This window comes from Aurantimonas sp. DM33-3, from assembly GCF_014334315.1.
GTDB classification, from domain to species: domain Bacteria; phylum Pseudomonadota; class Alphaproteobacteria; order Rhizobiales; family Rhizobiaceae; genus Aurantimonas; species Aurantimonas coralicida.
The window spans coordinates 1-13,334 of record NZ_JACSGS010000003.1 but is presented as its reverse complement, the minus strand read 5'-3'; the positions used below and the strand labels follow the sequence as shown (position 1 = coordinate 13,334).

The 13,334-nt window shown below is 59.9% G+C and carries 11 protein-coding genes; 10 read left to right on the top strand and 1 reads right to left on the bottom strand.

The window, feature by feature from the left end:
* Nucleotides 1-23 precede the first annotated feature (23 nt).
* The 4 genes from H9Q09_RS05055 to H9Q09_RS05040 all read left to right on the top strand — a co-directional run bounded on the left by H9Q09_RS05055 (nt 24) and on the right by H9Q09_RS05040 (nt 5,518).
* Nucleotides 24-1,076: a polysaccharide deacetylase family protein gene (locus H9Q09_RS05055; RefSeq protein WP_187390170.1), complete on the top strand. Its 1,053-nt coding sequence runs from the start codon at nt 24-26 to the stop codon at nt 1,074-1,076.
* Between the two features lie 232 nt (nt 1,077-1,308).
* Complete coding sequence (locus H9Q09_RS05050) at nt 1,309-2,799, top strand: GumC family protein (protein ID WP_187390169.1); 1,491 nt, start codon at nt 1,309-1,311, stop codon at nt 2,797-2,799.
* A 4-nt stretch (nt 2,800-2,803) separates the two neighbouring features.
* On the top strand, nt 2,804-4,123 hold the full coding sequence (locus H9Q09_RS05045) for a hypothetical protein (RefSeq protein WP_187390168.1): 1,320 nt from the start codon (nt 2,804-2,806) through the stop codon (nt 4,121-4,123).
* Between the two features lie 216 nt (nt 4,124-4,339).
* Nucleotides 4,340-5,518: a GNAT family N-acetyltransferase gene (locus H9Q09_RS05040; protein ID WP_187390167.1), complete on the top strand. Its 1,179-nt coding sequence runs from the start codon at nt 4,340-4,342 to the stop codon at nt 5,516-5,518.
* Between the two features lie 815 nt (nt 5,519-6,333).
* Here H9Q09_RS05040 and H9Q09_RS05035 read toward each other — a convergent pair.
* Nucleotides 6,334-7,614 carry a cation:proton antiporter gene (locus H9Q09_RS05035; protein WP_187390166.1) on the bottom strand — a complete coding sequence of 427 codons (1,281 nt, stop codon included), beginning with the start codon at nt 7,612-7,614 and terminating at the stop codon, nt 6,334-6,336.
* 576 nt (nt 7,615-8,190) lie between these two features.
* Between H9Q09_RS05035 and H9Q09_RS05030 the strand changes: the two genes are divergently transcribed.
* The 6 genes from H9Q09_RS05030 to H9Q09_RS05005 form a co-directional block, all read left to right on the top strand.
* The gene (locus tag H9Q09_RS05030; protein WP_187390165.1) at nt 8,191-8,844 is read left to right on the top strand and encodes a DUF1236 domain-containing protein; all 654 of its coding nucleotides are present in this window, start codon (nt 8,191-8,193) and stop codon (nt 8,842-8,844) included.
* 372 nt (nt 8,845-9,216) lie between these two features.
* Nucleotides 9,217-10,335: a YihY/virulence factor BrkB family protein gene (locus H9Q09_RS05025; protein WP_187390164.1), complete on the top strand. Its 1,119-nt coding sequence runs from the start codon at nt 9,217-9,219 to the stop codon at nt 10,333-10,335.
* Nucleotides 10,336-10,484: 149 nt separating this feature from the next.
* The gene (locus H9Q09_RS05020) at nt 10,485-11,300 is read left to right on the top strand and encodes a hypothetical protein (protein ID WP_187390163.1); all 816 of its coding nucleotides are present in this window, start codon (nt 10,485-10,487) and stop codon (nt 11,298-11,300) included.
* The gene (locus tag H9Q09_RS05015; protein ID WP_187390162.1) at nt 11,290-11,733 is read left to right on the top strand and encodes a phage holin family protein; all 444 of its coding nucleotides are present in this window, start codon (nt 11,290-11,292) and stop codon (nt 11,731-11,733) included. Before H9Q09_RS05020 ends, H9Q09_RS05015 begins: the two co-directional genes overlap by 11 nt.
* Entirely contained in the window at nt 11,730-12,785 is a 1,056-nt protein-coding gene (locus H9Q09_RS05010; protein ID WP_187390161.1) for a DUF3618 domain-containing protein, read from the top strand. The genes H9Q09_RS05015 and H9Q09_RS05010 overlap by 4 nt, the downstream gene beginning before the upstream one ends.
* A 265-nt stretch (nt 12,786-13,050) precedes the next feature.
* The coding region (locus H9Q09_RS05005; protein WP_187390160.1) for a transposase at nt 13,051-13,334 on the top strand (284 nt) is incomplete at its 3' end.

Below are 13,334 nucleotides of genomic sequence, written 5' to 3'. Positions count from 1 at the left end.
CAACTGCCAAACGGCCGCGTGTCTTGCCGCAGAAGGCAATCGAATCTCTCAACATCTTGGCGTCTACCTTTCCGGTTTCCCGCTTCGTCGACCAGCGCTATGGCGGCAAGGGGTTTGCAGTGATGCTCCACCGGTTGGTCGAGTCCGCAAGCGACCAGTTCTACCAGGACATCTGTCTCGAGACGCGGTCGATGAGGCGCGCCCTGTCCTATTGCAGGCGAAAGAGCATCTGCATCGTCACTATGGACGAGGCGTTGAAGCGGCTTGCCGACGAGGACGATCAGCGCCGCTTCGTCGTCTTCACGTTCGACGACGGGTACCGGGACAATCTTACGCACGCCCTGCCCATCTTCGAGGCTTTCGAAGCGCCCTTCAGCGTCTACGTCACGAGTGGGATGATCGATCGGACGATGAACTACTGGTGGGAGGGCCTGAAGGTTCTCGTCAGGCGGTTCGAGAGTATCGATTTCGAGCCCCTGGATCAGCGGCTCCAAGCCTACAGATTTTCGGAGAAACGTTACGCCCTCCGCGTGATGACGCGGTGGGTCGAAGAGGACGTCCTCCAGCGTCAGAACCTGCTTGCGCACCTCTTCGTTCGGTACGGTATAGCGACCACCGCACTGCTCGACGAGCACGCGCTTACGATCGAGGAACTGCGGACAATCTCCCGAAGTCCGCTCGTGACGATCGGAGGTCATACCGAAAGTCATCGGCCCCTTAGTGGGCTCGACGAGGAGTCGGCGGAGGCCGAAATACGCGGGAACCGCAACTTCCTTATCGACGCGACCGAACAGGAGGTCGCTCATTTCAGCTATCCCCACGGCGACCTAGATTCCTGCGGCCCACGCGAAGCCGCGATCGTGAAAAATACCGGATATCATTCCGGGATCAGCACGCGGAAGGGCTGCCTTTTTCCTGCTCATGCCCTGGCGCCGTTCCTGATGCCGCGCGGGACGCTCAACCCAAATCGTCACCCGGTCTTGGATCTGGCGGCGCAGAAGCGCGGGGCGCATCGATGGCTGGCGTCGCGCGGCGGCGAGCCCATCCAGGCTGATACGCTAGCAGTCAGCGTCTAGATCCATAATAAATTAAGTAAATATTTAGAATTAACCCTCGCGACAATCGGCGACTTGCCGAATAATACTATGGTGTGTATTTAGTTAACAGAGGATCTCGCCGGATATTCGCCAAATGAGACGGCTGCCGATAACGGTTGATCTTGAGCCTCGGTGGAGGAGACTTGACACTCTCCTGCGTGCTCGTGCGGACCGGCCGTGGACCAGGCCGATCTCGAATTGGAGTTGAGCGATGAGGACGAGCAAGGTAGGAGACGATCAGGCGGTACGGCAAATCTCGGTCTTCGCTCTGATCCTGAGCAGCCTCAAGCGATGGCCGATCCTCGTCTTGAGCTTGGTCGTCGCGTTCGCGATCGCTGGCGCCTACCTCGTCTATACCGTGCCGTCCTACACGGCGACCGCCCTGATCGAGATCACAGGCGATAGGGGCGACGCGGTCGCCGAACGGAAAGCGAGCGAGGCATATCAGGCGGCCGAAGTCGTTCAGACGCAGATCGAAGCGATCCGCGCCCCCCGCGTCGTCAATCTCCTTATCGAACAGCTTTCCCGCAAGGAGATCGACAGTCTGGCGCCGCGGCGCAACTCCCTCCTCAAGCCGATCAAATACTATCTTGGGATGGGCCGGGGGCCTCTTTCCGAAGCCCAGGAAGTGACGCGCATCAAGCAGACGATCGCCGAGGCAATATCAGTATCGCAGATCGGTCTGACAGCTGTAATCAAAGTTTCCTATACCGCAGAGGATCCGACACTCGCCGCTAAAGTGTCGAACGACATCGCCGCGATCGCCGTGCAGGAGGCCAGAGGGCGAGCTGCGACTGTCACGGCCGATGCGGTCCTGCCACTGTCCATTGAGGTTCAGTCCCTCAGGGAAGAGCTGGAATTGCAGCAGGAAGAGGCTCGCCGGTTCCGTCAGGATAACAACCTGTTCGGCGAAGGTGGATCTGCTGCTCTCGTCCAGCAGCTCGCCTCGCTCAACAAAAAGCTCGCCGAAGTTCGCGGTACCGAAGCTGAAATGCAGTCCCGGATCGGGATGCTCAATTCGGCGCTTTCCGATGTATCGAATGCGGCATCTCCAGTTCTGTCGTCGCCGACTGTGCAGCAGTTGAAGGACCGCCGGTCGAACCTTGCCGCCGACTTGAACAGCGCGCGCACGATTTTTGGGGATCGTCATCCGCAGATCAAGCGCCTGCGCTCGCAGCTGGAAGAGATCGACGCCAGCCTGCGCGAGGAGACTGGAGTGGTCGTCGCTGCGATGCGCCAGAACGCGACGGCGAGTTCGGACGAACAGCGCCGGCTGTTGCAGTTGATCACGGAACTACAAAACCGGATCGCAACCGCAGAAGGAAGCGAACTCAAGGCATCCGAACTCGACCGAAGGGCACAGGCGACGGCCGCGGTGTATTCGGAGCTTCTGAAGCGCGAGACGATGCTGGAACGCATGCAGAAGGCCGACCTCTTCGTCGCCGGGATCAGGATCATCTCAGCCGCGGAAGAGCCCTTCGAACCGTCGCATCCAAAATCCGTGCTCATTCTCACCCTGGCCGGCACCCTCGCTCTTCTCTTCGGGCTCGTCCTCGTCATTGTTACCGAGCAGATTGTGGCTGTGAAGCGACAGGCGGGACACACGGATGGTCCGATGCCTCGGCGCGACCTTGCTCCGGCCGGCAGTGTTTCGCGTCCGAGGCGCTCCTTGCGCGAAGCGATCGCGACAGCCGGCGAGTGACCTGATGGAGCTGACGCTCACAGGCTCTGTGCTCATTCCGCTGACGTTGGTTCTGATGTTTGCGGCGCCACGGTCGATCGTCTATCTCCTTATCGCGTTCACTGCTTTTTCGGGCACCGCGCTAGTGAATGTGACCTCCTATACCTTCGGTCTCCAGCCCACCCACTGGCTGTCCGCGCTGGCTGGCCTTCTCTTTCTCTTCGGGGCTCTATCGATACCCCGGACCGGTCACGCCGCGGCCATCGGCATCTTGCTCATCGTCTTCTTTGCCTCGATAGTCCTATCGATCTTCTCGAAGGTTCTCGGCTACCAGGCCACGATCTCCAACCTCACCCAAGCCTTGATCGCCCTCGACGGGCTATTGATCACAGCCGTCGTGGCGTTCTTCGTGTCGACACCCGACCGTCTGATCACGGCGATCGACGTCATCGTCGCAAGCGCCGTCTTCGTCTCGGCCTGGGGTCTGCTGCAACTCGCCGCCGGCACAATGGGCTTTGAGTATCCCGCCATTCTCTTCAACAATTCGATCAGCGATTCCGCCGACATGTTCGCCCAGGACATCAAGGGCGTGGTCCGGATCAGCGCCGTCGCGATCGAGCCGTCCTTCTTTGCGCGCTACGCCGTCGCTGCCACGGGGATCGCCCTCTTCACCGCCGAAGTCGAGGCGGGGTACCGCAGAGCCGGCTTCTATCTCGCCGCTTGCTTCATAGGCCTGACGGCCGTCCTGTCCACCTCGACGAGTGCCTACATCGGCCTTGCGGTCGTCGCAGCGCTATGGGTCGCTTCGGACATGCGCCGGCTGATTCCGCTGCTCGCAATTGGCGCTATAGGGCTCTCCCTTCTCAGCATCGTCGACCCGGATTTCGTCCGTACGCTCTGGTCGGTGACGGCTGGAAAGACGGCGAGCGGATCGTTCTACGATCGTTTGGGAAGCGTCGTGTCTGCGCTGGAGACGTTCGACCGACAGCCACTATTCGGGCACGGATGGGACGAACTGGCGTCGCTCGATCTTCTGGGGGCACTGCTCTTCCACACCGGTATCCTCGGCTGGCTAAGCTTTCTGGCACTTCTCGTCTACGCCCTGATGGGCGGCCTCCGTCCCGCATTGGCCGAGAGCCAGCCGGTAGAACTCACGCGGCTTTCCGGCGGAATGCGGATGACGCTGCTTGCGGTGGTCATCGTCGATGCGGTTTCGGGGATTTCCTACGTCGCCGCAAACCTGTGGGTCACGCTCGGGCTCACCCTCGCGGTCCAGGGCATCGAGCGCTCGGTGCGGACTAGAAGGGCCAAGACCCAGCGGGCCCATTCGCCGCGATTTGCATGATGCGACGGCAGATTGCGCATCGTCTGCTCGTTCCGACTTCGCCGTCGAGGAGGTCCAGGCTGTGGCGGGGCGCACATCTCGAGTTCGGCGCGTTCGCAGCGGCCCGGTATTGGCCGGATGAATGCCCCATCGCCTGTTCAACTGAGCGGGGCTTGGCATCGCCTCCACGGCAGGCGTTAGCAAGCGGTCCGACCACAGCAGCTAAAGGTCATGAAGATGATGGACGCCATTAAGATAAGGACGGTGACGGTCCGAGACCTCGAAGGGCTTTCCGATCATGCTGAGGCGTGGGACCGCCTTGCCTGGAGCGCGCCTCGAGCCCTTCCCTCGCTTTTGCCCGCCTGGATCGAGGCCTTCTTCAGGCATCAAATCAAACCGCATGAGGGCTGGTTTTGCAGCTTTGCGTACCGCCTCGAAGAGCTTGTCGGTGTGCTGCCGGTGGTCGTGAAGCCCCACCCGCTCTTCGGACGCGCGTTTCCGTTGCTTCAGACACCGTTCGACAATCTCACGAACTCAGGTGACATTGCGCTTGCGTCCGAGCATGCGGGACCTACGCTGGCGGCTCTGCTAGATGAAGCAAGGCGGGAGCAGCCCCGTCATCTTGGGCTCGCACTCCCCGCCGTCCGCCAGAATTCATCACTCTGGAAAGCGGTTGCCGAGGGCTTTTCCGGCCATGCCGTGATGAGGGGCCGGGTCTTTCCATACGACAAGATCGATCTGCGCATCGGGACCAGGGGTTACCACGACCAGCTGGGCGGGAACCTGAAACGCAACCTGAAGCGATACCGCAAGAAGCTGGATGGAAAAGGTGTCGTGACAGTTGAGCTGCGGTCTGGTCGCAAGGCCGACGAAAGCCTTCTTCAGGAGTTCCTTGAACTGGAAAATTCCGGCTGGAAGCGGCGGGCCGGTACAGCGCTGCTGCAGCGTCCGAGCGAGACGGCATTCTACAAGCGCGTCGTTCAAAACTTCGCCGAACGTGAGCGATTGGAATGGCACTTGATAAAGGTGGACGGACGGCTCATCGCAGCAGGACTCGGAATCCGTTGCGGCGGCTCGCTCATGCTGCCCCGAATCGCTTTCGACGAAAGCTTTGCCGATTGCCAACCTGGAACGCTGCTGACCGGGGAGGTCAACGAAGCGGCCTATGGGCGCACCGACCTATTCGAGCTAAACCACATGAGCGCGGCGCCGTGGCACAGAAACTGGAACATGGTTCAGGAAGATTACGCGACGATACATCTAGTGCGAAAGGCTGCAACGGCCGCCGTGTTCCATCATCCAATTCTTGCAGGCTACATCCTGCTCCACCAACACATAAAGCCGCGCATACGCTCGGACTGGAAGGCATGGATAAAGCAAGGCCTCACCGGTGTACGTCCGTACTGGAACAACTGAAGTCGGCAGTTCGGCCCTCGGCAACGAATAATTTATTCTGTCTTTTCGAGCGCTCGCAGTAGGATCGAACAATATGTCAAGAGAATGTGATTATAACCCGGAATACATAATGGTTTGGGTTTTATCAACTATATTCATTGAAGCGCTAATCTTCTTTTTCTATTTGTTCGCTACATAGAGGAAATCTATTGGATTTCAAAGTCGAAGGGTAATTGCCCACCCCCTGCGCTTTCCGGCGTCAGCCGTCAGATCGTGCGCGGAGGCAAACCAGATACGCAGAACAGCGCAGAACCAGCTTCAAGAGGATAGCAGGATCGAGCCCGTCAGGCTTGTCAGCGCATAACAGTATGCATAACTTGCATGAATGAATCCGCGGTAAGCGTCTGATTATCATGAGCCTCAAGGGGCGGGGTTAGCGTCCCCTTGGGCGTACCACTCTGTCTCACGACACATAGTTTGCTGATTTCCACCCAAAGAACGCATTTAGTCCCGTAGTACGAGAGATTCTCGCGTTTTCCGCGAGGACTTTGGCGCTTCGCCTAGGTCTGATCGCTGCTGTCTCGTGATGTCGGCGACTGCTGTTTCGTAGTTCCAACCCGAATGCCTGATTATGGGCTTCTCGGATTAGTTGCCTCAACCGGGCGATTCGCAGCTCTTGTCCCGATTCCCGTCGTCAAAGCTGATTCGGAGGAACGGGGAATTCGAAGACGGGCGATAGGGGCGGAGTAATAGCCCGAGATCGCCACTTGGTCTGATGCACTTCGTCCGTGGGCAGTTCTGCCTCCAGCGGCAATCGCGTTGCCAGCAGGCGTTCATCAGGGGCCGGTTCGACTTTGACATCCCCCACCGTCGACATATTCGCGATCCAGCACCTCGACAGTCGCCGTCGCTGTAAGGCCATGAAAGACTGTCGAAGCGAAGATCGTGAACGCGACAAGTGCCCAGAGCGGCCCTTCATCGACAAACTCAACGTGCGTGGACGCATACGCCAAGTAATAGAGCGACCCAATGCCGCGCACGCCATAGATCGCGACCACGGCTTTCGCCCTCAGGCTTAGAGGAGTCCCGATGAGGCCGAGCATTCCGGTCGCGGGCCTGATCACCAGAATCAAGCCAAACCCGATTACGGTGTGGCTCCAGTCAAGGTGAGGCCAAAGCGACGGCATGACGCTGCCGAGGAGCACTAGCAGGATAGCGGTGATGGCATGTTCTATCGAACTCGCGAAGGCATGTAGCTGCTTGTGGAACTGATGCCGTGCCTCGGCCCGCCGGCACACGACGCCGGCAATGAAAGCCGCGATAAATCCATAGCCTTCGGCAAGTTCCACGACCCCGTACGCAAGGAACACCCCGGCAAGAGCGAGCACCCCGGGGCCCGAGGGAGCTATCGTGTTCCAGGCGGGGACAGCAATCAGTATGCGTCCGAGCAGCCACCCAATGACGATGCCGAGCCCGGTCCCGACGAGAATACGATAGAGGACATCCCAGGCAATCCACTCGGTAAGCCAGAGGCCAGGGTTCGCGCCTTGTGAGGCGATGTGGAGCGCCAGATAGACGAACGGAAACGCAAGGCCGTCGTTCAAGCCGGCTTCGGTGGTCAGCGCGAACCGGACAGGATGCTCCTTCCCCTCAAGCGGCGGGCCGATTTGAAGGTCTCCAGCCAGAACGGGATCCGTTGGTGCCAGCACCGCCCCGAGAAGGATTGCTCCTCCGAGAGTCATCCCTGCGACGCTCCAGCCGAGAAACGCAACCGCGGCAATGGTTAGAGGCATTGTTATCGCGAGGAGTCTGATCGTTGGTCGCCAAAGCCGCAGACCACCCAGATCGTCAATCCGCAGCCCGGTAGCGAAGAGAACAACAATCACCACCAGCTCGGCCGCGATTTCCCAGATGGCCGGGTTCTTCGTTGGGTCTATTCCAACAACGATTCCAGGGAATAGAAGCGAACCCACCATGCCGCAGGCCATGAGGAGCGCCGTCGCTGCGGGGGGTCGTCGTACAAAAAGATGGGGCAGCCAATACGAAACCAGAAGGCTCGCGCCCAAGGCGACAAGCAGGATGTGGTAGGCATCGAAACCAAACTTGGCTTCTTCCATGGCATGTTCCTGGACTGAGTTGGACGCCTGGGGTGTCGGCTTGTGATTGGTAATGGCAGCATTGAGCCGAGTGTCGCCATTGGCCCCGCCCATATGTCAGGGGAGGGAGTCTGGAATACGGCCGGGCTTTCTCATCAGTCGCGGACGGGATCGAACGGGGTGGTTTCGGAGGGATCGCGAAACTGCTTCGTTTCCCTGCAATATGCTCCAGCTTCCGGAAAATTGTCCCGAGCCCTTCGAGGCTTTCACCGGCGACATCGAAACGGATGTGCTGACGCAGCTAGTTGCCGTCCGAAGAAGGTGTCGCCTTGACGAGGCGTGGTCAGTCGCAGGCTCCGCAAGGCAATTTCGCGACAGAATTGAGGCTCGCCATCCGCGGAAGGGACAAAACGCTCGCAACATCAAGCAGTAAACTCCGGAGCCTCTGCCACATTGATGAACGCCAGATAAACGATTGAAAAATATCGACTATCCCCAATTCGCGAGGCGGAACTGGTTCGCCACTCCCTTTGTTTATCGACCCGAACAGCGCGTCTGAACCGACACGGCTGTGATCAGAAAAACGGGAGACGAACGATGAAACTCAACACCCTTCTCGCGGCTAGTACCGCTACCATCCTTGCAATGTCGGCCATCCCTGCCTCCGCGCAGACCGCGGTCTCGGCGACGACCGACCTCAATGTTCGCGCCGGTCCTGGCCCCACCTACGAAATCGTCGGCGTAATCGGCAATGAGGATACCGCTACGCTGGAAGGCTGCACAGACAGCGGTTCATGGTGCCGGGTCACTGTCGATGGCACGTCGGGTTGGGCTTACAGCCAGTATCTGACAGCGGATGCGGGCGGTGAGACGGTGGTCGTCACTGAGCGCCGGACGGAATACCCGGTCGTTACCTATGAAGACGAAGGTGGGGCTGGCGAAGTGGCCGGTGCGGCGACCGGAGCCGTCGCGGGTGCACTTGTCGGCGGGCCAATCGGCGCGGCAGTCGGCGGTGCTGCTGGGCTTGTTGCCGGCGCTGCGCTGAATCCGCCGGACGAGCGCATCGAGTATGTCCGGTCGAACCCCGTGGATCCGGTCTATCTGGAAGGCGAGGCCGTCGTCGGCGCGCAGGTGCCCGAGACGGTGGAACTGCAGACGATCCCGGATTACGACTACCGCTACGTCTACGTGAACGGTCAGCCGGTTCTGGTTGACCCGAACAATCGTCAGGTCGTGTACGTCGTCCGGTGAATGTCGACTGGCCGACGAACGCTTTCTAGCGTCCGTCGGCCTCTTGTTACCGCGCAATAGCCCGGTTGTTCCAGAAAGGAGCGACCGGGCTTTCGCTTGTCCATACGAGCGTGTCGATACTGGGCGCCGCCGCCACTCCGGCGAAATGGGCCGTTTCGGTAGGGGCCAAGGGTAGAAGCCCTGAAGCCCCGTCCGTACGCTGGGAGACAGAGAGGCATCGGAGATTTTAGCCGATTCCACCACGGTCAGTTGCCTGGAGATCCGAATTTTCGAGCGCCCATCGGGAACCCCATCGTTCAGAAGCAGTTGAGAAGCCGAAGAACATCATGACCGATTGTCACAGTTGGTCGGCTAACAACTTGGCTCGAAGATATGTCCGGTAGTGATCGCGGTAGGAAGGCGACGGGTCCGTCAGAGATTCCGGCAGCCGGCTGGAAGGACATTCTATGGCGGGTCTACGCTGAGATAAGCGACGATCGCGTTATGCTGGTTGCTGCGGGTGTTACATACTACCTACTGCTTGCGATGGTGCCTGCATTATCAGCCTTTGTGTCAGTCTTCGGCCTGTTTGCCGATCCCTCGACCATCCAGCAGCAAGTCACAAACCTCTCGGCGGTCGTTCCGGGGGGTGGGATGCAGATTATCAGTGATCAGTTGGAGCGGCTGGCGCAGCAGGACAGCGCTACGCTTGGCTTTACGTTTGTCATTTCGCTGCTTGTCGCTCTTTGGAGTGCGAACGCAGGAATGAAGTCTCTCTTCGAGGCAATGAACGTTGCCTACGACGAGCCCGAGACCCGGGGATTTTTCAAACTTACGTTGATCTCCCTTGCGTTTACGATCGCTGCTGTCGGCGCAGCTGTCCTTTTCCTTGGTGTTGTCCTTGTCGTCCCCGTCATCCTCAGCGCCATAGGGCTGGGCCAAGGAGTGGAATGGCTCATTAGAATCGGCAGCTATGTCGGCATGGCCATTCTGGTCTCTCTCGGGATCGCCGCCCTCTATCGATGGGGTCCCAGCCGGGAATCCGCCCAGTGGAAATGGATCAGTCCCGGGGTTCTTCTGACGATGGTCCTCGTCGTCATCACCTCCGTGCTGTTCTCCTGGTATGCCGCGAATTTCGGTTCGTACAACGCGACATACGGTTCGCTCGGCGCTTTGATCGGCTTCATGACGTGGATTTGGCTTTCCACCACGATCCTGATCGTCGGCGGAGAACTGAATTCGGAAATGGAGCACCAGACCGCAAGGGATTCAACGACGGGAGAACCTCGTCCGATGGGCATGCGGGGTGCGAAATTTGCAGACCATGTCGCCGGTAGCGGCGGTTCGCGCCGTGCATCCGACGAGGCTGATCTCGCGTCTGAAGCTGCCCCGAACCGGATCCGGGGGGACCATCCGAACGCCCGGAAGCGAGTGTCGTGGGGGACGTTAGCTTTTGCTCTGCCCGCAACGCTGGTTCTGGCTGCCATGCAGCGACGGGACAATCACCGATGATCGATGAGGATCGAATGCCGGCACCGTGCTCCACCAATCCCACCAGCGAAAAGGCCGCCCCATGAACAGCATCATCTACGTCATCGGACTGATCGTCGTCGTCCTCGTCGTCCTGTCTCTCCTTGGCATCAGCTGAAAGGTTTGAACCTATGACCTCTGATAATCCATCAACCCCGTCGAAAACTGGGACCCGTCAAGCCCAGGATGATCTCGACCAGACGAGAGATCGCGTTCGGATCGAAGCCCAGGCGGCGAAAGATGAAGCTCGCAATGCCGCAGATAGCATTCGCGACGCGGCGTCCGATCTTTCAGGGAAGGCCCGTGCCCGGGCGCGGGAAGAGGGTGAAAAAGGGAAAGAGCAAGCCGCGGGCAGTCTCGACGACTTCGCTGCAGCTGTTCGCAAGGCATCTGACGAGTTGGGAGAGCGCGATCAGTCGATGGCGTCCAGCCTGGTTCGCGAAGTTGCCGGCGGGCTCGAGCAGGCTTCCCGAACCATTCACGGCAAGAATATCGGCGAGATTACGCAGTCGGTGGCTCGTTTCGCACGGGAGCGGCCTGCGACATTCCTGGTCGGCGCGGCGCTCGCTGGACTGGCGTTAGGCCGTTTCGCTCGTTCATCAGGCGAGCACGACCAACGCGATTACGCCGGTGGCGAAGGAAGGGACGAAGGCAGCCGTGACATGGCCTCTGCTGACCGTTCCAACTCCCGCGTCGGTAGTCGAGTACCTGCTGGTTATCGCCCCTCCTATTCGGACCAGCCGCGGCCGACGGAAGGCGCGTTCCCAAAAGATCGTGACCCTGTCACAGGAACCGCCCGTGGTGTCGGGGCAGCTCCAAGTATTCCGGCGCGCCCGGCGGGAGAGACGTCCTCAGCGTCAAGGGCTACTGCCGCTTCGCCCCTGAGCCCATCCACAAACACCACGTCTTCCCATCCTAGCGCTAAAGGGGAAAATCATGAGCGTTGATCCCAACGATCCGCAGTCGCGTTCGGAGACACGAACGACAGCAGAGCCGCGCTCGCTGCCCGACCTTGTCGTGCATGCGCTTCGCGAGACGAGTGAACTCGTTCAGACTGAGACGCGCCTCATCCGGTCAGAAATGTCGGACAAGATCACCCAGATCGAGGCGGGCGGCGGACTGATAACGGCGGGTGCAATCTGCCTTCTTGTTTCCCTGATTACGCTGACCGCGGCGCTTGTCACTGCGATCTCGAAAATCGGCGATCCGGACATCGGACCAGGCTGGGCCGCACTGATCGTTGGAGTAGCTCTCGCAGCGGTTGGTGCGGTGCTGCTTATGAAAGGGAAGAAGGAACTCGCCCCCGGCAGCCTCATGCCGTCCCGTACAACCAGGCAGCTGGGCAAGGATGCAAAGCTTGCCAAGGAGCAAACCCGATGAGCAGCGATACCGATCGGCTGGAAAGAGAAGCCGAAACTCACCGTTCCAATCTGGACTCGACGTTCGATGCCATCAGGGATCGTCTGTCGGTCGGGCAGATCGTTGACGAGTTTTCCGGATACCTGAAGGAAGGCCAAGGCGCGGATACGGTCAAGAATCTGGGTCGCCAGGTTCGGGATAACCCTTTGGCGCTTGGCTTGGTCGGAGCGGGGCTGGCCTGGCTTCTCCTCGGTGAAGGTACACGGGCGAAAACGCACGAAGCTTCCGATCGCTTGGCTCGCTGGCGAGAGGACCGCGAGTACGATCGGTTCGACGAGGCCTTTCCGGCAGACGATCGCCGGTACGCGGAGAGAACCGAAGCGGGTCGTACCTCCTTCGGCAGTTCGGGGGCAGGCGGTGGATCGTCGTCTGCGTCCACTTCGGCAACTTCGGGATCCAGTAGCTCTGGAATGGGCGATCGGCTCTCCCGAGCGGTCGGATCCGCGGGCGAGGCAGGTTCGAATGCTGCTTCGAGTGTATCGGATACCGCGAAGGGCTTGGGCCGCTCCGTTTCCGACGCAACGGGTTCAGCGGCAGACGCGACAACCCGTGGCATGCACGACGCCCGTGATGCGATGAGTTCTGCGGGATCGGCCACCATGGAGAGCGCTCGTCGTACGGGGCGGCAAGCGTATCGCGCCGGTTCGCGAGCACAGCGCAACGTCGCAGACCTTATTCACGACGAGCCGCTTGTATTCGGAGCTGTTGCCCTTGCGATTGGTGCAGCGGTAGGGGCGATGCTTCCGGCCACCCGTCAGGAAGATGAATGGATGGGCGAGGCGCGAGACCACGTCCGGGATGAGGTTTTCGAACAGGGCCGCGACACGCTGCATAAGGCCGAGCACGTTGCAGGCAAGGCTTATGAAGCAGCGAGCGAGACTGCGGAAGACAAAGGCCTGAAGCCAGAGACGAATGACGCGGGTTCGCAAACCGTGGCGCAGAAGGTTTCGGGCGTAGCCGAAGCCGCTGGCGGGAAAGCCAAGGAAGAAGCAAAGCGAGAGGGGCTTCTGTAAAAAAGTCGGCGACCTCGACAAGTGTCGACCTTGTCGAGGTCGCAGCTTTCCGATGGGGATCACCGAGGGGTAGCGGCATGATCCCCCCGGAGCTGCGCAAGGCTTAGCCACAGCGGTCTGATTGCGTGGGGCCGGCTGGCACTTCTCGTTAACCATGCTCGGAGCAAAGCCGCATTCACCCTGTTGCAGTCTCGCATTGTGGAGCTGTTGAAGAAGTCGGCGTCCCCTGATTCACTGGTCCTGTCGATGATTGCCGGAGGCAGCGATGCTGGGTCGGAAGGAGCGCGATCAACTCGAACTCTACATGTGCGGGTCGCTACGCGACCTCCTTCCAGACGACCACATCCTCGTCCGCGTCGATCGCGTCCTGGATCTTTCCTGGCTGCGCGAAGCCGTCTCGGAATGCTACTCGCCCGGTTCTGGACAGCCGGGGATCGACCCCGAAGTTGCGGTGCGCCTGATGCTGGCAGGCTTCCTTCTGGGAATCGTCCATGATCGGCGTCTGCTTCGCGAAGCTCAGGTCAATCTTGCGATCCGTTGGTTCATCGG

Bases quoted from the DNA above. Each gene is read 5' to 3' on its own strand.
- H9Q09_RS05050 (WP_187390169.1), top strand. From the start codon at position 1,309: ATGAGGACGAGCAAGGTAGGAGACGATCAGGCGGTACGGCAAATCTCG.
- H9Q09_RS05045 (WP_187390168.1), top strand. From the start codon at position 2,804: ATGGAGCTGACGCTCACAGGCTCTGTGCTCATTCCGCTGACGTTGGTT.
- H9Q09_RS05040 (WP_187390167.1), top strand. From the start codon at position 4,340: ATGATGGACGCCATTAAGATAAGGACGGTGACGGTCCGAGACCTCGAA.
- H9Q09_RS05035 (WP_187390166.1), bottom strand. From the start codon at position 7,614: ATGGAAGAAGCCAAGTTTGGTTTCGATGCCTACCACATCCTGCTTGTC.
- H9Q09_RS05030 (WP_187390165.1), top strand. From the start codon at position 8,191: ATGAAACTCAACACCCTTCTCGCGGCTAGTACCGCTACCATCCTTGCA.
- H9Q09_RS05025 (WP_187390164.1), top strand. From the start codon at position 9,217: ATGTCCGGTAGTGATCGCGGTAGGAAGGCGACGGGTCCGTCAGAGATT.
- H9Q09_RS05020 (WP_187390163.1), top strand. From the start codon at position 10,485: ATGACCTCTGATAATCCATCAACCCCGTCGAAAACTGGGACCCGTCAA.
- H9Q09_RS05015 (WP_187390162.1), top strand. From the start codon at position 11,290: ATGAGCGTTGATCCCAACGATCCGCAGTCGCGTTCGGAGACACGAACG.
- H9Q09_RS05010 (WP_187390161.1), top strand. From the start codon at position 11,730: ATGAGCAGCGATACCGATCGGCTGGAAAGAGAAGCCGAAACTCACCGT.